Here is a 22,831-nt window from a genome sequence, read left to right on the forward strand (position 1 = left end):
CGCCGGGTTGAAAAACACCCCCCGGCGTGGTATATTAAAGAATCATAACTGATAAGCCGGAACATCCATAAAAACTGAATCATGGAGATATCATCATGCGCAAGGTATTGATTCCCACTAAATTGGACAAATTCGCCGCCACCATGCTGTCCGACCGCGGATACAACGTGGTGCTCGACGGCGCCACTCCGCTCGCCGATCTGGTCAAGGCCAACTCCGACGCCGAAGTGCTGATCGTCCGCAGCGAAAAAATCACGCCGGAAATCATCGACCTGCTGCCTCAGCTCAAGCTGATCGTCCGCGCCGGGGCCGGTTTCAATACGATCGACATCAAATATGCGCGCAAACATGACATCGACGTGATGAACACCCCCGGCGCCAACTCCAACGCGGTCGCCGAAGAGGTCGTCGCGATGATGCTCGCCGCCAGCCGCCACCTGATCCCCGCCGACATCTCCACGCGCAAGGGCGACTGGGAAAAGAGCAAGTTCATGGGCCGCGAGCTGACCGGCAAAACCGTCGGCATCCTCGGTCTCGGCCACATCGGCCAGCTCCTCGTCAAGCGGCTCGCCGGATTTGAAATGAAGGTTCTGGGTTACGATCCGATGCTTTCGCCCGCGCTGGCCGACAAGCTCGGCGTCGAGCTGACCACCGTGGACCGCATCTTCGCGGAATCCGATTTCGTTTCGCTGCATATTCCGGAAAACGATGAAACCCGCGGCATGGTCAACCGCCGCCTTTTCGAAATGATGAAGCCGGGCGCCATGCTGATCAACTGCGCCCGCGCCGGCATCCTGAACGAGGAAGACCTCCGCGCGGTCAAGGCGGAAAAGAAGATCGTCTTCTGCAACGACGTCTACGCCAAGGACGCCGCCGGCGAAAAGAGCGTCGCCGACATCGCCGACATCATGCTGCCGCACCTCGGAGCGAACACCCATGAGGCGAATTTCGTCGCCGCCAAGCGCGCCGCCGAACAGACCATAGCCTATTTTGAACAGGGCATCACCAACTGCGTGGTCAACAAGGCGCTGCCGGACGGCCTCGACGGCAAGTATCAGAAGCTCGCCTACGTGCTGGCCAGCCTGACCAACGCCTATCTCGGCAAGGACAACAATCCGAACCGCATCGAAACCAGCTTCTACGGAGAGCTCGCCAAATACGCGAAGTGGATGACTCCGCCGATCGCCGCCGGAATCGCCGCCGAATTCGCGGCGGATCAGGGCCCGGCCGACGCCGAGCACTTCCTCGCGGAAACCGGCATTGAGCTGGTCAACCGCGAAGTCGACAACACCAAGCACTATGGCGAAGCTATGAGCATCGACCTCTTCGTCGGTGGCAACCTGATCTACAAGGCGGGCGCCCGCGGCACGATCACGGAAAACAACCTGATGATCTCCCGGTTGAACGACTTCGACCAGCTCTATCTTGAACCGAGCGGCCATCACCTGTTCGTCGAATACAAGGATGAGCCGGGCGTGATCGGCCGCATCGCCGGAATCCTCGGCGAAAAGAACATCAACATCATCGACATCCGCGCGCCGCAGGACCTGAAGTCCGGCCTCTCGCTGACGGTCGTCAAGACCAACGTCGAAGTGCCGGATATGCTGATCCAGAAGATCCGCGAAGCGGTCAAGGCCAGCAAGGCCTTCCAGTTCACCTATCTGCCGTAAAAGCGGCGCCAACCACCGTCCGGAGACGACTCCGGACGGGTCAACCGGAAAGCGGAACCGTGAGCCTGAACCTGCACAGCGACATCATCAACCGGGTCAAGAAAACGTGGGAGTACCTGCGGCCTTCCAGCACGCCTCACCAGCAGCCGCGCAAGGCGGATCACCTGGTCAAGATGAACCTGCCCCCCCTGATGGGACGGCGGGACGCGGCATACGACCGCGCCCGCGAATTCATCAACCGCGACCTGTTCGCCCTTGATGAGCTCGGGAGGCGCCGGGTTTACTGCGCGATCAGTTCACTGCTCAAAAGCGCCTCCGACGATACGGAGGCGATGCTGATCACCCTCTCCAGCCCCGATACCGAACTGCGCGAGAAGAAGATGCTGCATTTGCTGCTGATGATGTACAATATCGCCCAGTCGCTGGTGAACTTCACCGAGTTGGAGGATGAACTCTTCTGCGACGAAAGTTCCCCGATCCGCGACCTGGACATCGCGCCGAACGAAAACGAGCTTGCCCGTAACGAAAAGCTGCTGAGCGAAGCCGAGATCAGCGTCGTCAACCAGATGCGCAGCTATTTCGAACGCACACAGACCCGCATCAACCGCTATCGCGGCTATACCGGCAAGAGTTTCAGCGCCTCCAACGCCTCGCGCTACAACAAGGCTTATGAAGCCTACTCCAAGCTGTACGGCGAGCTGGTGCCGGAAACGCCTCCGGCCGCCTGAAACGGCTCACCTGCGTTATTTTCGCGTTATTTCAATTCCTCCGTTTGCATTTTCCGAAACAACGGCCATACTATCCTTCCATAACATTAGCGAAAGGATATCGGGAGACGCATCATGGATTATTCGAAACAGCTTTGGTATACCTCTCCGGCGCCGTACTGGGAGGGCGCGCTGCCGGTCGGCAACGGCCGGATCGGCGCGATGGTCTTCGGCGGAACGGCGGAAGAAACGCTCGAACTCAACGAGGATACCCTCTGGTCCGGCCTGCCGGATGAATCCCTGCTGGAAAACGGGCCGGCAAAAGTGGCCCGGGCCCGCAGGCTGATCGCCGACCGCCGTTTCTCCGACGCCGACCGCTACATTCAGGAAAATCTCCTCGACCACAACTGCCAGAGCTACCAGCCGGCGGGAGCACTGCATCTGACGGGCGATTCCGGCGGCGCCATCCTTTCCTACCGGCGCGGGCTCGACCTTGAAAACGCCGTCGCCGTCACGGACTTCCTGCTGGACAACACGGCATTCCGCCGCGAGGTGTTCGCGAGCTTCCCGGATCAGGTGATCGTCCTCCGGCTCACCGGTTCCGGTCCTCTCCGGCTCCGGTTGGACACTCCGCTGCACCACACCGCCGGAGCCGCCGGAAACGAACTGTGGCTGGACGGAACCTGCCCCTTCTACAACCGTTATGACCAGATCAGGTGGGAATCCCCCGACGGCGAAACGGGCATCCGTTACCAGATCCGCTGCCGGGTGGTCGCCCCAGACGGGACGTTCCGGGCCGACGGAGCGGAGCTGATCCTCCATGAGACGGCTTCAACCATGCTGCTGATTGCGATTCACAGCAACTTCATCGACTACCGCACCATGCCGGGAAGCCGCGGCGACTCCCCGGAAACCAGGTGCCGCCGGACACTCGACAACGCCGCGCGCTTCAGTTATGAAGAGCTGAAACAGCGGCACCTCGCCGATTATCGGCCGTTATTCGCCAAGTCCTTTCTGGCCCTGCCGTCCCGTCCCGGCGACGAGCTGCCGACGGACCGGCGGCTCCGGGAGTGCGGCGAAGAATTCGCCCCGTCACTGGCCGCCCTGCTCTACCACTACGGCCGCTATTTGTTGATCGCAAGTTCGCGGCACGGCTCCGAACCGGCCAACCTGCAGGGAATCTGGAACCATCTGCTGATGCCGCCGTGGGGCTGCAATTACACCACCAACATCAATCTTGAGATGAACTATTGGCATGCGGAAACCGCCAACCTCGGCGCGTGTACCGAGCCACTGTTCCGGCTGATCCGTGAAGCGGCGGAAAAGGGTCGCCGGGTCGCCCGCGATTTCTACGGCTGCCGCGGCTGGTGCCTCCACCACAACACCGACCTCTGGCGTTTCACGACCACCGCGACCGGCAGGCCCCGCTGGGGCTACTGGCCGGTCGGCGGCATCTGGCTGACCAGCCACCTCGTGGAGCATTACCGGTTTACGCAGGACCGGGATTTCCTGCGTGAAATCTATCCGATCCTGCACGGGGCGGCGGAATTCCTGCTCGATTATCTGGTCGAAACTCCGGAGGGAGAGTTGACCATATCACCCTCCACCTCCCCCGAAAACGTATTCCGCGATCCCGTTTCCGGCGAAGAATCCGGCGTCTGCGGCGGCAGTGCGATGGACCTCACATTGACCGCCGAGCTTTTCGACAACCTGCTCGAATCCGCTTCCGTTCTCGCAATTGGCGACGAAACCGTCGCCGCCGTCCGCCGGGCGCGCGCCCGGCTGCGCCGCCCCGTGACCGGTCCCCACGGACAATTGCTCGAATACGGCGAGGATTTCCCCGAAATCGAAATTCACCACCGCCACGTCTCGCATCTGTACGGCGTCTATCCCGGCGCGGTATTCACCCCCGATGTCAACGCCGATCTTTACCGCGCCTGCCAGGTTTCACTGGAACGGCGCGGCGACCTCAGCACCGGCTGGGCAATGGGCTGGCGCGTCGCATTATGGGCGCGTTTCCGCAACGGCGACCGCGCCTGCAAAGTGATCGGCAATCTGCTGCGTTTCGTCGAGCCCGCCGAAGTTCCCGACTACGACAACGGCGGCGGAGTCTATCTCAACCTCTTTGACGCCCATCCCCCCTTCCAGATCGACGGCAATTTCGGCGTCGCCGCCGGAATCGTCGAAATGTTGTTCCAGAGCCACCGCAAAACCGCCGACGGCAGAATCCTGCTGGACCTCCTGCCCGCTCTCCCCGCCGCCTGGCCCGACGGCGAAATCACCGGCATTCGCGCCCGCGGCGGTCTCACCGTCGATCTGAAATGGCGGAATTTCCAACCGGTCAGCCTGCGTCTGGCCGCCTCCGTTCCCGGCAATTTCGAGCTGCAATGGGCCGGCGACCGCCGTTCCCTTGAACTGCGTGCCGGCAATCCCGTCACCCTTTCCTGGTAAATCATGCCTCCGGCGGCCCGGGGCTTTGCCCCGAAACCCCAGCGGGGGCGCTTCGCCCCCCGCCCCCCAGACCGGCAACGTGCCGGTGCGGGCGCAGGGTGTTTTTCGGCATTGCCGAAAAACACCCTGCTTGACTTTGGGGTTAAGAACTTAAACGGTAGTAGAGCCAATAAGGCCAGGAGGCCGGGGACCCGCCGGACAGCGTCCGCTTTCCGTCTGACTCCTCTTTTTTGAGGAGTCAGACCCGCTCCTTCGCCGTCGCAAGGCCGGGGGCTCCTCGCCCCCGCCTTGACCACCCCTCGGCAGGGGGCACCCCTGCACCCTCGCTCCTCACGTCGCTCGATAACGCAAAGCGGCGGCAAAGTGCCGCTGCCGGGTGCGCGCTCTACGCCCTTCGGAGTTGCGCGGCGGCTGGCACAGGCAAGGCTTTGGCAGGCTCTCCCAAACCTTTTACGCGGCGCACAAATAAGGCCGCAAGGTCACTTACGCGGCGCACAACAAGCGCGGCAAGCGCCGCGAACGGCGGCAAGGTGCCGCTGCCGGGTGCGCACGCCAATGCCCCTCCGGGGAGCGTGCGGACAACCAGTACAGGCAAAGCATCAGTCGGCCTGCATAACCACTTACGCGGCGCACAAATAAGGCCGCAAGGTCACTTACGCGGCGCACAACAAGCGCGGCAAGCGCCGCGAACGGCGGCAAGGTGCCGCTGCCTAGTGCGCCCGCCAATGCCCCTGCGGGGGGCGTGCGGGCAGCCAGTACAGGCAAAGCATCGGTCGGTCTGCATCACCACTTACACGGCGCACAAATAAGGCCGCAATCCCTTTTACGCGGCGCACAACAAGCGCGTGCGGCAAGGTGCCGCTGCCGGGTGCGCACGCCAATGCCCCTCCGGGGGGCGTGCGGACAACCAGTACAGGCAAAGCATCGGTCGGCCTGCATAACCACTTACGCGGCGCACAAATAAGGCCGCAATCCCTTTTACGCGGCGCACAACAAGCGCGGCAAGCGCCGCGAGCGGCGGCAAGGTGCCGCTGCCGGGTACGCACGCCAATGCCCCTCCGGGGGGCGTGCGAACAACCAGTACAGGCAAAGCATCGGTCGGCCTGCATAACTACTTACGCGGCGCACAAATAAGACCGCAATCCCTTTTACGCGGCGCACAACAAGCGCGGCAAGCGCCGCGAACGAATGTGAGGGAATTACTTGCCTCCGGCAAGTAACGAGGAACGGTAGTGACGAAGCCGAACGTAGTGAGCGAAGCCCCCCTGGCGTAGCCCGCAACGCGGGCGATGAAGGGTTGGCCGCCCCAGGCGGACAAGTAAGCGGCAAAGCCGCGCCCGCGAGCGGAAGTGCCTTGCAACCGGACCGGCCTCCGCCACCGGCGAGGGGGTCCGGGGGACGTGCGCGACGTCCCCCGGAGCCATCCGCAGGCCGGAGGTGCGGTGCTCGCTACCCTCCGGGCAGCCTGCCTGTGCTTGCGCTCAAAAGTTGTTACCCTCCGGGCAGCTTGCCTGCTCTTGTTGCAATGACAAGCCAACCGTAAAACTCACGTGCGACTTGAAGCGGAGATGAATCTCCGCACTCCAAGGCGGCCGCCCGGCCTTACGAGCATTGTGCCCACGGACTTCCACGGAAGGCACGGAAGCTCCAACGGGGCCACCCGGCCTTTCCGGATGCTTCGGGCAATTTGAGCCGCTAGGCCTCTGATACCGTAAAGTCAAACAGGCAGTTTTCCGGTATTGCCGGAAAACTGCCTGAATCCGCACCGGCACATCGCCGGACGGAGAAAAATCGGGACATCCTTACTTGACGCCCATCGCCTTGAGATTGTCGAAGGAGATTTTGATTGAATCGAAGATATCGCGGTTCTGGAAGAGCGCATCCTGTTCGATGGAATACCAGCGCACGCCGGTTTCACGGCAGGCTTCGATGATGGCGGGCCAGTCGAGATTGCCTTCGCCGATTTCGCAGAAGGCGGGCTCATTGTTGCCGATCACCGCGAAATCCTTGAAATGGATCACCGGCATACGGCCGGCGACCTTCCTGATCCAGCGGACCGGGCTGCCGCCGCCGCGGGTCACCCAGTGCACGTCGATTTCGGCGGAGACACACCTGGAATCGGTGTCGTCGTAGAAAGTTTCCAGCATCGTCTTTTTCGTGCCGGGCAGACGGATGAATTCAAAATGATGGTTGTGGTAGCCGAGGCGGATACCCTTTTCCATCAGCTTCGCGCCCTGCTCGTTGAAGATTTTCACCAGCCTGGCCACGCCTTCGACGGTGGTGCGGTACTCTTCCGGGGGAGCGCCGAGCGCGGTGAAATCGCATCCGAGGGTCTGGAGACGGTCGATCAGCGGAGCGACGTCGCCGGAGATGGTCTGCAGATTTTCATGGGTGGCGCAGCAGAACAGATTGTGCTTGTCGAGCTGCTTTCTGATCACATCCGCCGCCAGCGGAGTGCCGGAGACCTGCACCGCCTGATAGCCGATCGCGCAGACCTTGTCGAGGGTGCGGTCGAGATCGCTTTCAGTCTGGCAATAATCGCGCAGATTGTAAAGAGTTACGGCAATTTGACTGTCCGGAGCTTTCATAATTTTTTTCTCCTTGGTTCCGTGTTACTTGACGACGTCGATGGGCCCCTGCTTGACCTTGTCGATCACCCGTACCACTTCGACCGCCTGGTCGATCGTGATCGGATAGGGGGCGCCGTTGCGGATCGTTTCATACAAATACAGCCAGATCTTTTCGGTCTGGTCGCCGGTGGAGGGCGCGACGCCGAGCTCATCTTCCACCCAGACCGGCGCGACCTGTCCCCCGAAGCCGCCTTCCAGCGGCGGATTGGCGGAAGACGCCTTGATTTCCGGAATCGGAACCGCCGGATTCAGGTACTTCAGCTTCAGTCGCTTTTCGTCATAGCTGACCAGGGAGCCGCGGCTGCCGCGCACCACATAGACCGGATCGGGCAGGCTCACGCCGCCGGAGATTTCAAGGTCGACGATACGGCCGTTTTCGCCCTTGAGAATGATCTTCAGGTGATCCTCCGCATCGCCTTTGGCCGCGACCAGCTTCAGGTCGCTCCAGATCTCCCTGACCGGCGATTCGAGGAACTGCAGCGCATGATCGACGATATGCGGCCCCCAGTTCAGCAGCTGTCCGCCGCCGAAGTCCAGCAGCGTCTGCCAGTCGGCGCGCCACTGGAAGTTGTGGCGGCAGAGCTTGATTTCGAAAATTTCGCCCAGCTTGCCGGATTTGATGATTTCGCGGATGTGCACGAAGGCCGGTTCGAAACGGCGGTTGTGCCGGATAAAGATCTTACCCGGAAATTTTTCGGAGGCTTTCTTCAGCTCCAGCGCATCGGCCAGCGTACAGGCGATCGGCTTTTCCACCATCACGTATTTGCCGGCTTCGGCCGCTTCGATCGCGTGCTTCACGTGATCCGGCGAACGGGTTGCGATCGTGACCAGCTCCACCTCCTGATCCTTCAGGAAGTCGGCACTGTTGTCATAGACGTGAATGCCGTGTTTTTTCTTCATCGCCGCTTCCCGGCGCTCGATATCGATATCGCACCCGGCGACGACCTCGAACTGATCCGGATACATCGCCAGCTCGCTGAAGTGCATTCCGTTGCCGGCCCGTCCAAGCCCCCATACTCCAACTCGAATTTTTTCCGCCATATCCCATTCCTCATATATCACTGGGTTGCAGTTTCGTCGCGAAACCGTTTCAAATCTGATTGGAGTAATATAACTCCTGAAATGAGTTTTTCCAAAGTTTTTTCGGTATTTTTTGTGCGGAACCGATGATTTCCCGGAAAAGATCCGCACCGGCGGATCGGAAAACAAAAAAGTTCGATTTTAAAAGTAATTAGGATTTGCAAAATATTATTCCGGGTGTATTTTATGGTTTTTAAATATGATTTACGGCAGGATTTGAGGATACAACAGCACCGATGAAGGTTCAACCGGACATCGCATTGCAGACATGGCAGCTCCTTTTCGGGATTGTCGACGACATGCGTGAACACGCATTGACCCGCCACTCCCGCAAGGAGGTGGCGACGTTTCAGGAATTGACCATCAGCCAGCAGCACATGATCAAAGCCGTAATCCACTTGACAATCGATGCGCCGGAAGGAGTCACGCTCAAGGCGCTGGCCGACCGGCTGCAGCTTTCGTCGGGCGCGACCTCGGCCATGGTCGAGGTTCTGGTCCGCAAACGGCTTCTGGAACGCACCCCGTGCCCGCTCGACCGCCGGGCGGTCCGCATCAGGACCACCGACACGTGCCGGCGGCTGGTGGCCGAAGGCTGCCGCTATTTCACCGAACGAACAGTCGCTTTCCTTGAGGCACTTCCGGAAACGGAGCGCAGCTCCCTGCTGGAGGTGCTCAAGGAATTCCATCGCAGCATATCAACCCATCAATTGGAGACAGAAATAAGATGATCAGAAACAACCTGTACCGCGCGGCCCTCTTCAGTGCCGCCGGGTTCCTCGCGCTCAGCAGCTTTGCCGCTGACCGGACCGCCCAGCCCGCTCCCAGCGTACTGGTCGAAAAAGTCGTGCTCCAGCCGGAAGTGGACGGCAAGAAATTCGTCGGCCGGCTGGAGGCCATCGAAGAGGTCGACCTCGTGGCCCGGGTTTCCGGGTACATCAACTCGATCAACTTCAAGGAAGGCGACATCGTCAAAAAGGGAGACCTGCTCTTCGAGCTGGAGGACACCACCTACCGCGCCAAAGAACAGGCCGCCAAAGCCAAGGTCGACCAGATCAAGGCCGAACTGGAATACGCCAAGATCAACTACGACCGCCAGAGCGGCCTGTACAAGACCAACGCCGTCGCCAAAAACGCATTCGACGAAGCCGACAAACTTTACAAAACCACCAAAGCCCAGCTGGCCGAGGCCGAAGCGACATGGCTTGACGCCCGCAACGACCTTTCCTATACCAAAGTTTACGCGCCGATCTCCGGCCGTATCGGCAAGGTGACCTACACGCAGGGCAACTACGTAACCCCCAGCAGCGAGAAGCTCGCGGACATCGTGCAGGTCGATCCCATTTACGCCTCCTTCGCGATCAGCGAACGGGATTTCCGCAGCATGTTCGACAGCGATGTCGCGACGATGAAAAAGACCGCGGACATCCGGCTGGTGCTCGCCGACGATACCCTCTACCCGTCTCAGGGAACGGTGGCGTTCATCGACAACAAGATCGACTCCGACACCGGCACAGTGATGATCTGGGCGACTTTCCCGAACAAGGAGGGCAAGCTGCTTCCGGGCGCTCCGATCACCGTGCAGCTCTCCCGGCTCAACAAGGAGAACTATCCGGCAGTGAAACTCTCGGCCATCATGACCGAAAGCAAGGGAAGCTACATCTATATCGTCACGCCCGACAACAAGGTGGAACGCCGCGAGGTGAAACTCGGCAATATGAACGGCAGCTTCCAGCTGCTCAAGTCGGGAGCCAAAGAAGGCGAAACCGTGATCGTCGACGGCACCCACAAGGCCCAGCCCGGCGCGGTGGTCCGTCCGATTCCCGCGCCCGAAAACTTCTAAGAGGTCAGCAATATGATTTCACAAATATTCATTGATCGACCCAAGCTGTCGATCGTAATCTCGGTGGTGACGGTGCTTGCCGGCGTCCTCTGCCTGACGCAGGTGCCGATCGCGGAGTATCCCGAAATCGCACCGCCGACCATCAACGTTTCCGCCAGCTATCCCGGCGCCAGCGCCCAGGTGATCGCCGAAACGGTCGGTGCGATCATCGAAGCGGAGGTGAACGGCGTCGAGGATATGATCTACTTCTCCTCGACATCGGACAATTCCGGCAACTACTCTCTGACCATCACCTTTGAATCCGGCACCAACGACGACATGGCGCAGGTCAACGTGCAGAACGCCGTCCAGCGCGCCGAACCGTCGCTGCCGGAGGAGGTGAAGGCGCTCGGCGTGACCGTACGGAAGCGTTCCAGCGACATTCTGGCGATGTACTCCTTCATGACGGACGGCACTTCGCTGTCGCAGCTGGAGCTTTCCAACTACATCCGGCTGAACGTCCGCGATGCGCTGGCCCGCATCAACGGCATCAGCGAGGCGAGCATCATGGGCGAGCGCGCATACAGTATGCGCATCTGGCTCGATCCGCTGCGTATGTCCAGTTTGAACATCTCCCCGGAGGAGATCATCTCCGCGATCCAGACCCAGAACATCCAGGCCGCCGCCGGCACCGTCGGCGCGGAAAGCAGCAACGACTACATCCAGCTCAAGGTCAACACCCTCGGGCGTCTGCAGAGCGTCGACGAATTCGGCGACATCATCATCAAGGTCGGCAAGAAGGGCCAGTTGACCCGGCTGCGCGACGTGGCCCGCATCGAACTCGGCGCGGAAACCTATGCCGCGAACAGCACCTACAACGGCAAGGAAAATGTCGCTCTGGCCATCTACCGCAACAGCGACGCCAACGCACTCTCCGTGATCAACGCCGCCAACGCCAAGCTGGAGGAGCTTTCCCAGTATTTCCCGGATGGCGTCAGTTATACGATCGGCTACGACCCGACCGAATACATCCGCATCACGATGGAAGAAATCGTCGAGACCCTGATCGTCACGCTGCTCCTCGTGGTCGGCATCACCTACTTGTTCCTGCAGGACTGGCGCGCGACGCTGATCCCGAGCATCACGATTCCGGTATCGCTGATGGGTACGTTCGTGTTCCTGATCCCGCTCGGTTTCACCATCAACACCCTGACGATGTTCGCGCTGATTCTGGTGATCGGTTCGCTGGTGGACGACGCGATCGTGGTGGTGGAAAACTGTATGCGCATCATCGAGGAGGAACATCTGCCTCCCAAACAAGCGGTCGAAAAGAGCATGCAGCAGATCACCGGTGCGGTCATCGCGACCACCCTCGTGATCGTCGCGATCTACGCTCCGATCGGTTTCTACGGGGGAATGGTCGGAACCATCTATCTTCAGTTCTCCGCGACGATGTGCATCTCGCTGGTGATCTCGACCGTCAACGCGCTGACCCTCAGCCCGGCGCTCTGCCGGCTGCTGCTGCGCCCCCATCAGGAGACCCGCAATCCGCTGTTCATCGGCTTCAACAAGGTGTTGAACTTCACCCGTAACGGCTATGTTTCGGTGTCGAAGCTGTTCGTGCGGCGGGCGATCCTGACGATCCTGATCTTCTGCGGGGTCTTCGCCGCGACCTACTGGCGCTACAACAAAACCCAGAGCGAATTCCTGCCCGCCGAGGACAAGGGCGCGCTGATGGTCGACGTGCAGCTTCCTCCGGGTGCGACGCTGCACCGGACCGACCTGGCGATGAAGCAGTTCTACGACAAGGTCAAGAACCTGCCCGGCGTCAAGGACATGATCATCGTCAGCGGCTTCTCGTTCATCGGCGGCAACGGCGAAAACGTCGGCCTCGGCATTGTGACGCTGAAGCCGTGGGATGAACGCCAGACTCCCGACACCCAGATCGCCGCGATCCAGCAGCGGATTCTGAAAGAGACCGCCGATATCGCTTCGGCCAAAATCAACGTGTTCCAGCCGCCCGCGATCATGGGTCTCGGCGTGACCGGCGGCGTCAGCTTCGTGCTGCAGGCCACCGGAAACCAGACGCCGCAGGAGCTGATGAGCACCCTGAACGGGCTGCTGGCCAACCTGAACAACAAACAGGTGATGCCGCATGTGATGTATGCGTTCAGCTCCTTCGAGGCGAGCACGCCGCAGCTCTATCTGGACATCGACCGCGCCAAAGCCGAATCGATGAACATCCCGATCAACCGCATCTTCACCACGCTGCAGAGCAAACTCGCGAGCTTGTATGTGAACGACTTCAACATCTACGGCAACTCGTTCCAGGTGAAGATTCAGTCGGAGGCCAAAGAGCGCTCCAGCCTCTCCGACATCAGCCAGATCATGATCCGCAGCGACAACGGCAAGATGGTTCCCCTGAGTTCGATCGCCAAGGTCTCCTACATGGTCGGCCCGCGCCAGATCCAGCGTTTCAACCAGTCGATGTCCGCCTCGGTGAACGCCCAGTCAATTCCGGGCGTCAGCTCCGGCGCGCTGATGAAGGAGATCGAGCAGCTGGTCAAGGAAAAACTGCCCAAAGAGTACCGCATCAGCTGGACCGATATGAGCTATCAGGAGCGCGGCAACGAAGGCAAGATCGTCGGGCTGATGGCGCTGGCCCTGGTGTTCGGCTATCTCTTCCTGGTCGCCCAGTATGAAAGCTGGTCGATTCCGATGCCGGTGATGGTCAGCGTGATGTTCGCGCTGCTCGGCGGCCTGCTCGGAGTCTGGGCCTGGGGGATTTCGCTCAGCATCTACGCCCAGCTCGGCTTGATCATGCTGGTCGGGCTCTCCAGTAAGAATGCGATCCTGATGGTGGAATTCTCCAAGCAGGAGCGCGAAGCCGGCAAATCGATCTTCGACGCCGCGCAGGACGGCCTGCGGCAGCGGTACCGCGCCGTGCTGATGACCGCGTGGAGCTTCATCATCGGCGTGTACCCGATGGTGATCGCCACCGGCGCGGGCGCGGGCAGCCGCCGTGCGATCGGCATCACCACCTTCTCGGGAATGTTGCTGGCGACGATCATCGGCATCACCTTCATCCCGGCGCTGTACGCATTGTTCCAGCGCTTCCGCGAATGGGTGAAACACGGCAAGAACTGCTGATTTCCAACACTCGCCACAACGAAAGGAACCGGAATTTCCCGGTTCCTTTTTTTGTCGTTCCGGCCAGCTGCCCCCGGATTGCCGTATTGCAATGCGACTGCAATATCACAGCAATCTCCCGACGGTATATTAACACCGGTTATAACAAAACAGTGTTTAGTGCAAGGACGCCGAGAGACATGAACGAGCAACAGAAAAAGCGGTTTTCCCATTCCGAAAAGCAACAACTGATTACCCTGATCAAATACAGCACCCTGTTCCTGGTCCTGCTGGTCCTCGTCATCGCCTTTTCCCGTTTTTCATTGGAAAGCTTCGAGGCGTTCCATTCCATCCGGCTTTTCGCCCTGTTCGGCCTGGGAGTGCTCGGGATCAATATCTTCTATTATGGATTCCTGATGTTTCTCGCCTGCCTGCGGTACCGTCCCCGCCGGACGCTCTCCGACGGGGAATTGCCGACCTGCACCGTGATCGTCCCGGCCTACAACGAAGGAAAATCGGTGCTGAACGCACTCGACAGCGTCCTCGCAAGCGACTATCCCGCCGCCAAACTTGAAATCCTGGCGATCGACGACGGCAGCGCCGACGACACCTGGTACTGGATCAAGCTTGCAGCCGCCCGGTCGGGAGGGCGCATCACCCCCGTCAAACTGGAAAAGAACGGCGGCAAGCGCCATGCCCTGTACCGCGGCATCCGGCAATCCCGTGCTGAAGTGATCGTGACCGTGGACAGCGATTCCGTAGTCGAACCCGACACTCTGCGGCTCCTGAACTCCCCCTTCGCCGACTCCAAAATCGCCGGAGTGGCGGGCAGCATCCGGGTATTGAACCTTCAGGACGGCATTCTGCCGCGCATGATGGATGTGAACTTCGTATTCGGCTTCGAGATCATGCGCTCCGCCCAAAGCGTGCTCGGCTCCGTATTCTGCACTCCCGGAGCGCTCAGCGCCTACCGCCGCGCCGCGCTGCTCCCGTTTCTCGACCAATGGGTGGACCAGAAATTCTTCGGAGAACCGGCCCATATCGCCGAAGACCGCGCCCTCGCCACCTTTTTGCTCGCCGATGACCACCGGATCGTCTTTCAGCGCAATGCGGTCGCCCGCACCATCATTCCCTCCAGTTACCGCACCACCTGCAAAATGCTGTTGCGCTGGGGCCGGGGCGACGTCCGCGAAACCTGTTCGATGTACCGGTTCGCTTTCCGGAAGTTCAGCTGGTTCCATCTCGGCATCCAGTTCAATCTGCTGATGCAGACCATGTGGCTCTTTCTGCCGGTCCTGCTGCTGCCGCTGACCCTCGCGGCAGCCTGCGCCGCCCCCGAAGCGTTTCTGCAGGGCCTCATTCTCGGCATGATCGCCTGGTCCACGATTCCGGCATTCATCTACAGCACCCGACGCGGCGGCAGCGAAGCAATCTTCGCCTACACATTCGCCATCTTCAAACTGGTTTTTCTCTTCTGGATCGGGCCCTACTGTCTCGTCTCCGTCCGCAACTCCAAATGGATGACCCGCGGCCGCGAAACCAGCCATTCCGCCGCCACCTCACAGCCTGCAACCAATCAGCACGCCATCTGAAATCTCCGATATGACTAGAATTTCACAACCGGGTAACGACTTGGATCCTTGCTTTCGCCGAGGCCGGGCGCGAGTGCGATAAAACTTTCGCGCCCGAAGCCGTCATTGTCGTTGACCAGCAGATTGAACCGGAATCCCGTGCGTCCCACAGCTTCCGTCAGGCCGACGGCGGCGAACGGGATGCGCGCCTCGTAACCGGTGAGCCCGGCCTTCTCATCGCGGGAGGTTTCCAGCGCGATCTTCGCGGCGGCGGCTTCCGGTCTGAACGTCTGCGGCGCATGCCATACGTGGACTTCGCTCTTCCCGGATTCCAGCCGGGTCAGGCCAAGTTCCCAATTGCCTTTCTGGCCGGGCAATACCAATGCGAACTGGATATTGTCCCCTTTCCAGACTTCTTCGCCGGAATGAGGTTGCGCGTGTCTGTCGTCCGCGACTTCCGCCTTCAGCAGCAGCGTATCACCGTCGCGACCGAGCCACACCTTCGCCGACAGATCCCGCGGCCCCTTCCAGAACAGACGGGCGGTCTCCGGCGAATTGGGAACCAGTGCGTGCACCTGTCCGGCGGCATCGAGCATGAAGTCCGGCTCCGGGCGGTATCCTTTCCCCGGAATCCGGGTGACCGAACCGATCCGGTAACGGAAGCTCCGGGCCCCCAGAAAGAGCGTCAGCTCCTTTTGCTTGCCGGGCAGCGACCGGAACCCCGCCTCCGCCCGGACCGGAAAACCGATCCTCCGGGTTTCGCCGGGCGCAAGCCGGAAGGTTTCCGGTTTTGTTTCCAAAGAAATGCCGGGAGGCGGCGCGAGCCGGACGCGATAATCCCGCGCCTTGCGTTCCGGGTTGTACAGCTCAAATTCAAACACGGCTTCGCCGCCCGGCGCAATCTCCGGCTCTCCGACAGGGCGGACCAGCGCCCCGGCAACCTTGATTTCGCCGGCCTGCCCGGTCACCCGCAACGTGGCCGGTTCCGACCCGATTTCAAAGGTTGCGGCACCGTTCTCCACCGGGAGCGGTTTCGCGTTGCCGTACAGGTCGACCGTCTCGGCCCGGCCGGTGATTCCGGCGACGGCCAGCGGCAGAATCCGCTCGTCCCCGGTGTCGCTCCACGCCGCCAGCAGCAGCCCGCCGTCACGTCCCCGGAACCAGTAGCCGTGCAGGTCCTTGCCGAGCCGGGCTTCACGCAGGAATTTTCCTCCCCGGTAGAGATTCGCCAGCGCATTGTAGGCGGCATAGACCGGTTTCGGATGGAAATCGTTGGTCAGCATCCCGAAATTGTGCTCATTGTTGGCCGGGTCGAAGCCGTCGTTGCGCAGGTCGTACCAGTTGTAACCGACCGCCCCTTTCGCCCACGAGTAGATCAGCTTGCGGAACAGCGTCTGCGCCTGCACCTCCTCGCCGTGAACCATCGATGAAACCGCCGTCTCGTTCGCGAACCACGGCTTGCGGTTGCCGTAGGAAGGAAGCCGTTCGATCTGGTTGCGGTAGCCTCCGAACAGGCCGTGGCCGTGAAATGCGAAAATATCGTACTTTCCCGACCGGATCACCGCAGGCATCACCGCCGGATTGCCCGCCTTGCCGGACTGTCCCGGCAGACATGCGAAGCCGCCGCAGAGCACCTGCCACGCCGGAGCGACCCGCTTCAGCTCATCGTATGCGGTTTCCAGCATCCGCACGTACTCGTTTTCCGGAAAGTTCGCAAACATGTAGAGGTCCGGCTCGTTCCAGACTTCGGCATAGCGCACCTTGTCCCGGTAGCGGGCCGCGAAAGTTCCGACGAACTTCCGCCAGTGGCCGTAATCGGGACGCTCCCGGTGGAAGAACTCCGGTTTCAGCGGCTTCCACTCCTTCGCTCTGGCCCAGCCGGTACAGTAGGCGAAGATCGGCATCACCTCAACTCCATACTCCCCGAAGGTCTCCACCACCCGGTCGAAGGAGCCGAACTCCCAGCGCCCCTCGGCAGGCTGCACCCGAAACCATTCAATATCCTCCCGCAGCGCCTTTGCGCCGCACCAGCCGGCGGCCATCGCCTCTTTGCGCTGTTCCTCAATACCGTGCCGCTGCGGATGCGAACAGACGCCGAACACAAATCCATCGTTCCGCTCCGGCGTCGGCCCGGCAGGAATCAGATAGGCGAACCGCATCTCCTTCCGGTACGGGCGTACCGCCGGATCGTCGTCGGTCAGCTCCACATTCAGCTTGTAAACGCCGAAAACGGCAGGGCGCGGCAACACCAGGCGCTTTTCCCGCCCCGGTTCAAGGCTGATCCTCTCCGCCGCCTCTCCCAGCGGTTCGCCGCGCACGCCGGCAAGCGACCACTTCAGGACTCCCGACAGCCGGCGGGAACGCGGATTGCGCAGACGCAACGTCAGCTCTTCCTCCTCGCCCGCCTTCAATACATGAATCGGCGAACCGCTCCCGGTCAGCAGTTCCGGGGCGACCGGAGCGTTGCTGTCGAGCACGTCGCAGACCACCCGCCCGATTCCGAACGTTCCCGCCGCCGCTCCGAAATCGCCGGTCACGCCCCGGAACTTCACCGGCATGGTCAGTTTGCCGTCCGCTTTCTCCCCGCCGCCCCAACGTCCCGCCTCCGGCCGGGAGGCATCGACCGGAAATACGATTTCATGCCATTTCCCGTCCCCCTTCGGCAACGCCGCGCGGAACTGGAACACTTCGCCGTCGGCATCAGCCAGCCGCAGATTGAACGAACTGACCGGCTGATCCGGCGGCAGGAACACCTTTCCCCGGAAATTCGCTTTGGTGAACTCCGGCACCTCCCGCGCCGGATTCGCCTGACAGTCGAAGTACGCCGCCTCCGGCGCGTCCGCCCGATTGACCGAGATACCGGCTCCCGTGGCCGGAACGCTGCAGATCAGCGAGTTGTCCCGCCGGTGAAACAGCAGCCGGGCCCGGTCCTTTCCGGGCGTAAAGAGTTCGATGCTCTGAAGCGGAGCGGCGCAGGCGCTCCCCAATATCCCGGCGGCCACCATGACACAGATCAGAAGTTTCATCTTATTCTCCTGTCAGGGCATCAGAGAGAGGTTCGGAGTCACAAAATAGGTCACCTTCATCGGTGAATTGTTCGCCTCCGGCCCCGAGTACGACGCGACATGGCCGTCGGCGTGGCCGACGTTGGCGCGACTGCCATGCTGCGCATACATGCCGCCGCCGTTCATCGCCTCACGCGCCCGGAACACATAACAGGCCAGCCCGGCATTGGCTCCGCTCGGAATGATCGAATCCGAAAACACGAAGAAGCTGCTCGGCTTTTTCATCCTGCCCGGAAGCAGGTAACTGTTGGAGTTCTCCGCGTCAAGCCGGAAAAAGCAGTATCCCATCTCCTCCGCCAGCGGCTTTGGTTCAGACCAGGTACAGTTATCGTTGAACATGCCGTAAGTACTGTACCAGTCGCCGTTCTTTTTCGATGACGGACACATCAGCACCTTCGGCGAGATATAGCCGCCGCCCTCCTTGATGGTATTGCGTCCGTCCGCATCCCTGCCCCATGCCAGCCGCGCCCAGAAATAGCCGTAGCGGGTATCTTTGGGGTCGTGGCTGTAGCAGACCATCATCCCCTTGTTGTCGTCCGCATAAAGCTGCTGGCCGGTCATGCTCTGTTTCAGGTTGCTGACGCACTGCGCCGACTTCGCTTTCTCCCGCGCCTGGTTCAACGCCGGCAACAGCATTCCCGCCAGAATGGCGATGATTGCAATCACCACCAGCAATTCAATCAATGTAAATTTTCTCATGTTTCCTCCTTGAAAATTAAGGGTTGCAATATCGGAACCGGATCAGGACGCGACCGGCGCGGTCGAAGCCCTCACGGTGAGTTCGGCTTTCACCTGCACGTGTTCAAACTTTCCGGGAACATTTTTCTTCAGAATGCGGACCGCCTCCTCCACCAGCCGGGCATGGTCGATCCCGACCGAGGTCAGCGCCGGAGCGCGGTAGGCAAGGTTCCACGCCTCGCCGCAGGTCACCACGCCCAGTTGCCCCGGAATCGCGATTCCGCACTCGTGGCAGGCCTGATAGATGCCGAATGCCGTCGAATCGCTCAGCACGAACAGCGCGGAAAACTCCGGCACTTTCTCCGAAAAGCGCTTTTTCATAAATTCATAACTCTTTCTTACCGCGTCGTCTCCAGCCCTTACTCCACACTCGATCACCTCCACCGAACAGCCGTGCAATTCCGCGAACTGGCGGAATCCTTTGGTGCGCGCCGTCATCCCCTCCCCCTCCGGTTCGGAATGCAGCACCGCCAGCTTGCGGTGGCCGAGTTCAAACAGATGATGCGCGGCGACCGCCCCGGTGTACTCCTCGTCGTTGCTGACCGAATGCAGCGCCAGACCGGGCAGGAAACGCCCGAAAATCACGTAAGGCACATCCAGCGCGTCAAGAAAGCTGACGTCATCTCCGGTGATGTCCGAAACCCCGGTGATCACCACCAGACCGTCCAGCTTGGGAAGCTCCAGCTCGCGCGGCACCCGCTGCTTCCAGTCGTAATGGACGATTTCCAGCTCGTAGCCGAGCCGTTCCGCCTGTTCCATGAAGCAGAGTTCGACCATGTTGTAGTATTCCGACGGCCAGCGCGGAATCGCGAGGCAGTAGACCGGTTTCGCACCCTTGCGGTAGCGGAGCACCGCGTCGGTGACCTCCATGCTCCGGCGCCCGTTCTTGCGCAGCAATCCTTCCTCGGTCAGCCGCTGGATCGCGCTGCTGACCGTCGCCTGGCTCACGTCGAAATCATCCATGATCGACCGCACCGTCCGGAAAGTGCTGCCCGGCGCGCGAGCCACCAATTGGCCCTTGAGTTCGCAATAAAGCTGTTCCGATTTATTCATAATGGTCCGTTCCCGTTATCTTTTCCGTCACATTATTAATTATGATACATCGATATTAAAAAGTCAATAGCGATACAAGAAAAAATCAAAAAAATAACGATAGACCGCCGGCCGGCCGTTTCCGTTCAACCGGTGAAGCCGTTTTCTTTCCGCCGCCGGAACTCTCCCGGCGAAATCCGGTAGCGGCGGCGAAACAGCCGGATGAAGTAGCTCGGATAGTTGAAGCCGCACTGCACCGCGATCTCCTCGACCGGCAACCGGCTTTCCCGCAGCAGCTGCACCGCGTATTCAAGCCGCATCCGGTTCAGGTATTCGCGCACGGCAAGCCCGGTGCGGCTGCGGACCAGCCGGGAAAGCCGTGCCGGATGGATTCCGGCCCCCGCCGCGATATCTTCGCGCGAAATGTCGTTGCAGAACGTGTACTGCAGATAATCGAAGACCCGGTTCCAGAGCAGTTCCTCCTCCGGGATGGAGGTTTCGCGCTCCCGGTACAGCAATTCCAGCACCATCTCCAGCAGCGCCCGCAAATTGAGGCGGGCCGCCCGCGAATCGCTCCCGGCGGCCAGCAGCGCCTGAATCGTCGCGTGCATCGCGGCATCGGCAGGGCGCACGGTGTGGAAAAAGACATCCGGCCCCTTCTGCGGAGGGCGCAGGCCGTCGTGGCCGATGTAGAGCGCCCGCACGTACTTCTCGAAAAACACCACCGAAATCATCTCATGCCCGTGATTCCAGAGTTCGTCGATCCACGCCCCCGGACGGCCGATGATCACCTCGCCGGGATGGAAAAGCCGCGTCCCGATCCGGCCTCCCGCCGCATAACGGACCTCCTTCTCGCCGGTCATCGGCTGGATGAAGCGGAAACACGGGTGCAGATGAATCCATGTCTCCGGTTCCGGCTGCGGTTCGGCGAAAAAGAGCCGCTCCACCGGCAGTTGCCGGGCGCGCTCCAGAAACTCCGTCATCTGTTCCAGACTGGCAATCAAGGCTCGTCCCTCCCTTTGGCGACAACATATCCCCGGAACCGGGAGCTGTCAAGCCATCCTGTTAAAAAAGTATTATTGCAATTCAATTTTTATCATTGCTTTTCCGGGCGTTTTCCGGTATAATTAGAACAGCAACCAATGATTGAACCAAATGAGAAATTCAACATGAGCATTGAAAAATTTTCCATCAGCCGCGATCCAGAACTTTACGAAGCCTGGCCCGACGCCGCCCTCGCCGCCGACGGCCGGCTGGTCTGCGTTTTCAGCGAATGCACCCACCACGGCAACCGCGATTACACCCGGATCATGCTGGCCGACTCCTTCGACCGGGGCCGCACCTGGACTCCGAAGCGCCCCCTGACCGAAGGCACCCGCAACCGGGACTACTACTATAACTGCGCCCGGATCACCCGGCTGCGCGACGGCCGCCTCGCCGTCTCGGTCGACAAGATGCCGCTCAACGGTGAATCCCGCACCCGTGAAGCGGTCAATCTGCTCTACTTCTCAAGCGACAACGGCCGAAGCTGGAGCGCCCCGGCCCCGGTTCCGCTGCGCGGCATCGTGCCGGACAAGCTGCTCGAACTTGAAAACGGCCGCTGGATCTACTCCGCCCACCGCGAGGACGGCGGCAACCTGGCCCAGTTCCTGTGCTACAGCGACGACAGCGGCAAAACCTGGAGCGACGACGTGACCGTCGCCAGATCGGACCGGTTCCAGCTCTGCGAGGCCTCGATCCTGCCGCTGGGCGGCGGCGTGCTGGCCGCGTTCCTGCGCGAAAACAGCGGCCTCGGTTACGACTGCAAAAAGGTCCTGTCGCGCGACAACGGCGAAAGCTGGGGCGAAATCACCGACTTTCCGCTGCCCGGCTGCCACCGCCCGGTCGCCGGTTTCCTGCGGGACGGGCGCATCATGATCACCTACCGCTTCCTGCAGGGAGGCCGGGGCTGGCTCGGTTCGTGGTGCCAGAACTTCTTCGCGGCGCTGACCGACCGCGAATCGGTGCTGAGCGAAAAGCGCGAGGAGGCGTCCGCCCGGATTCTGCCGGTCGACTTCGACCGCTCCCCGAAATCCGACCTCGGTTATTCCGGCTGGGTGCAGTTCCCGGACGGCGAACTCTATATCGTAAATTACATCGTGGACGACGCGATGGACAAAGGACAAATCCGCGGCTACAGCATGTTCCCGGACGAGTTCCTGCTGTAACGGATCGCAAGAAAGGAGAAACGAAATGAAAAAACGGTATTTTACCCTGATTGAGCTGCTGGTCGTGATAGCGATCATCGCGATTCTGGCGAGTATGCTGCTGCCCGCTCTCAACAAGGCGCGCGCTTCCGCATATAAGGCGTCCTGCACCGGCAACCTGAAACAGATCGGGCTGGGCGTCGCCGCCTATATGAACGACTTCAACGACTACACGCCGGCGGTAACCTCGTCCGGGGGGCGGGACGGCAACGGGATTCACTGGTACGCCGTCGAGGCGGGCAACTGGGGCTATGAATACCTGAACCGCGTCAAAGGCAAGGACGCGCAGGACCGCAAGGCCAAGATCACACTTTGCCCCGCCGCGCCGCCGGTCAGTTCCGGAACCGCGCTTCACTGGAGTCACAACTACGGCTACACGCTCGAAGTCGGCGGCAAGGACCTGAATCCGGGCAACTATCCGCGCCGGAAGCTCAGCAGCATTTCATCTCCATCGACCGCCTACGCCTTCTGCGACATCATGACCGACAAATGGACCGACGAACGCCGGATGGTCACTTCGGACTACTATGCCCGCGAGCTCACCCGCCTGAACCAGGATTACCGCCACGGCGGCACGCTGAATATGCTGCAGCTCGACGGCCACGTCGAGAGCCTCCGCCACCATCAGTTCCATTTTTCGACCACCGACTCCGCCAACTGGAAAAAATACTGGCCCTTCCGGCCCTGAGGTAT

At 60.8% G+C, this 22,831-nt stretch carries 15 protein-coding genes; 9 read left to right on the forward strand and 6 right to left on the reverse strand.

Annotation, left to right across the window (positions count from 1 at the left end):
- Nucleotides 1–95: 95 nt before the first annotated feature.
- From C8D82_RS04600 to C8D82_RS04610, 3 genes are all read left to right on the forward strand, one after another.
- Complete coding sequence (locus C8D82_RS04600; RefSeq protein ID WP_116883097.1) at nt 96–1,670, forward strand: 3-phosphoglycerate dehydrogenase family protein; 1,575 nt, start codon at nt 96–98, stop codon at nt 1,668–1,670.
- A gap of 59 nt (nt 1,671–1,729) precedes the next feature.
- A complete protein-coding gene (locus tag C8D82_RS04605) occupies nt 1,730–2,398 on the forward strand; it encodes a hypothetical protein (RefSeq protein WP_116883098.1) in 669 nt (222 codons plus the stop codon).
- A gap of 114 nt (nt 2,399–2,512) precedes the next feature.
- On the forward strand, nt 2,513–4,828 hold the full coding sequence (locus C8D82_RS04610) for a glycoside hydrolase family 95 protein (RefSeq protein WP_116883099.1): 2,316 nt from the start codon (nt 2,513–2,515) through the stop codon (nt 4,826–4,828).
- A 1,802-nt stretch (nt 4,829–6,630) separates the two neighbouring features.
- Here the strand turns inward: C8D82_RS04610 and C8D82_RS04615 are convergent.
- Nucleotides 6,631–7,416, reverse strand: a complete 786-nt coding sequence (locus C8D82_RS04615; RefSeq protein ID WP_116883100.1) for a sugar phosphate isomerase/epimerase family protein — start codon at nt 7,414–7,416, stop codon at nt 6,631–6,633.
- 24 nt (nt 7,417–7,440) lie between these two features.
- Nucleotides 7,441–8,499 carry a Gfo/Idh/MocA family protein gene (locus C8D82_RS04620; protein WP_116883101.1) on the reverse strand — a complete coding sequence of 353 codons (1,059 nt, stop codon included), beginning with the start codon at nt 8,497–8,499 and terminating at the stop codon, nt 7,441–7,443.
- Nucleotides 8,500–8,774: 275 nt separating this feature from the next.
- On the opposite strand from C8D82_RS04620, the gene C8D82_RS04625 reads away from it, so the two are divergent.
- The 4 genes from C8D82_RS04625 (at nt 8,775) to C8D82_RS04640 (ending at nt 15,078) form a co-directional block, all read left to right on the forward strand.
- On the forward strand, nt 8,775–9,266 hold the full coding sequence (locus tag C8D82_RS04625; RefSeq protein WP_116883102.1) for a MarR family winged helix-turn-helix transcriptional regulator: 492 nt from the start codon (nt 8,775–8,777) through the stop codon (nt 9,264–9,266).
- Nucleotides 9,263–10,378, forward strand: coding sequence for an efflux RND transporter periplasmic adaptor subunit (locus C8D82_RS04630; RefSeq protein WP_116883103.1), 1,116 nt, complete (start codon nt 9,263–9,265; stop codon nt 10,376–10,378). The genes C8D82_RS04625 and C8D82_RS04630 overlap by 4 nt, the downstream gene beginning before the upstream one ends.
- A 12-nt stretch (nt 10,379–10,390) precedes the next feature.
- On the forward strand, nt 10,391–13,507 hold the full coding sequence (locus C8D82_RS04635; protein ID WP_116883104.1) for an efflux RND transporter permease subunit: 3,117 nt from the start codon (nt 10,391–10,393) through the stop codon (nt 13,505–13,507).
- Between the two features lie 179 nt (nt 13,508–13,686).
- Complete coding sequence (locus C8D82_RS04640) at nt 13,687–15,078, forward strand: glycosyltransferase family 2 protein (protein WP_165832827.1); 1,392 nt, start codon at nt 13,687–13,689, stop codon at nt 15,076–15,078.
- Nucleotides 15,079–15,092: 14 nt separating this feature from the next.
- Here the strand turns inward: C8D82_RS04640 and C8D82_RS04645 are convergent, their stop codons facing one another.
- The 4 genes from C8D82_RS04645 to C8D82_RS04660 form a co-directional block, all read right to left on the reverse strand.
- A complete protein-coding gene (locus C8D82_RS04645; protein WP_116883106.1) occupies nt 15,093–18,083 on the reverse strand; it encodes a 1,4-beta-xylanase in 2,991 nt (996 codons plus the stop codon).
- 12 nt (nt 18,084–18,095) lie between these two features.
- On the reverse strand, nt 18,096–18,821 hold the full coding sequence (locus C8D82_RS04650; protein WP_116883107.1) for a prepilin-type N-terminal cleavage/methylation domain-containing protein: 726 nt from the start codon (nt 18,819–18,821) through the stop codon (nt 18,096–18,098).
- Between the two features lie 42 nt (nt 18,822–18,863).
- Complete coding sequence (locus C8D82_RS04655) at nt 18,864–19,913, reverse strand: LacI family DNA-binding transcriptional regulator (protein ID WP_116883108.1); 1,050 nt, start codon at nt 19,911–19,913, stop codon at nt 18,864–18,866.
- 125 nt (nt 19,914–20,038) lie between these two features.
- Entirely contained in the window at nt 20,039–20,896 is an 858-nt protein-coding gene (locus C8D82_RS04660) for a helix-turn-helix transcriptional regulator (protein WP_116883109.1), read from the reverse strand.
- Between the two features lie 165 nt (nt 20,897–21,061).
- On the opposite strand from C8D82_RS04660, the gene C8D82_RS04665 reads away from it, so the two are divergent.
- Together C8D82_RS04665 and C8D82_RS21050 are read left to right on the forward strand one after the other, a co-directional pair.
- Nucleotides 21,062–22,099 carry a sialidase family protein gene (locus tag C8D82_RS04665; RefSeq protein ID WP_116883118.1) on the forward strand — a complete coding sequence of 346 codons (1,038 nt, stop codon included), beginning with the start codon at nt 21,062–21,064 and terminating at the stop codon, nt 22,097–22,099.
- A 25-nt stretch (nt 22,100–22,124) separates the two neighbouring features.
- Nucleotides 22,125–22,826, forward strand: coding sequence for a type II secretion system protein (locus C8D82_RS21050; protein ID WP_165832828.1), 702 nt, complete (start codon nt 22,125–22,127; stop codon nt 22,824–22,826).
- The last annotated feature ends 5 nt before the right edge of the window (nt 22,827–22,831 follow it).

Source organism: Victivallis vadensis (assembly GCF_003096415.1).
Lineage (GTDB): Bacteria > Verrucomicrobiota > Lentisphaeria > Victivallales > Victivallaceae > Victivallis > Victivallis vadensis.

What these genes read in the sequence shown, in the direction of transcription:
- C8D82_RS04600 (WP_116883097.1), top strand. Translation starts at nt 96, where the DNA reads ATGCGCAAGGTATTGATTCCCACTAAATTGGACAAATTCGCCGCCACC.
- C8D82_RS04610 (WP_116883099.1), top strand. Translation starts at nt 2,513, where the DNA reads ATGGATTATTCGAAACAGCTTTGGTATACCTCTCCGGCGCCGTACTGG.
- C8D82_RS04615 (WP_116883100.1), bottom strand. Translation starts at nt 7,416, where the DNA reads ATGAAAGCTCCGGACAGTCAAATTGCCGTAACTCTTTACAATCTGCGC.
- C8D82_RS04620 (WP_116883101.1), bottom strand. Translation starts at nt 8,499, where the DNA reads ATGGCGGAAAAAATTCGAGTTGGAGTATGGGGGCTTGGACGGGCCGGC.
- C8D82_RS04625 (WP_116883102.1), top strand. Translation starts at nt 8,775, where the DNA reads ATGAAGGTTCAACCGGACATCGCATTGCAGACATGGCAGCTCCTTTTC.
- C8D82_RS04630 (WP_116883103.1), top strand. Translation starts at nt 9,263, where the DNA reads ATGATCAGAAACAACCTGTACCGCGCGGCCCTCTTCAGTGCCGCCGGG.
- C8D82_RS04635 (WP_116883104.1), top strand. Translation starts at nt 10,391, where the DNA reads ATGATTTCACAAATATTCATTGATCGACCCAAGCTGTCGATCGTAATC.
- C8D82_RS04640 (WP_165832827.1), top strand. Translation starts at nt 13,687, where the DNA reads ATGAACGAGCAACAGAAAAAGCGGTTTTCCCATTCCGAAAAGCAACAA.
- C8D82_RS04645 (WP_116883106.1), bottom strand. Translation starts at nt 18,083, where the DNA reads ATGAAACTTCTGATCTGTGTCATGGTGGCCGCCGGGATATTGGGGAGC.
- C8D82_RS04650 (WP_116883107.1), bottom strand. Translation starts at nt 18,821, where the DNA reads ATGAGAAAATTTACATTGATTGAATTGCTGGTGGTGATTGCAATCATC.
- C8D82_RS04655 (WP_116883108.1), bottom strand. Translation starts at nt 19,913, where the DNA reads ATGAATAAATCGGAACAGCTTTATTGCGAACTCAAGGGCCAATTGGTG.
- C8D82_RS04665 (WP_116883118.1), top strand. Translation starts at nt 21,062, where the DNA reads ATGAGCATTGAAAAATTTTCCATCAGCCGCGATCCAGAACTTTACGAA.
- C8D82_RS21050 (WP_165832828.1), top strand. Translation starts at nt 22,125, where the DNA reads ATGAAAAAACGGTATTTTACCCTGATTGAGCTGCTGGTCGTGATAGCG.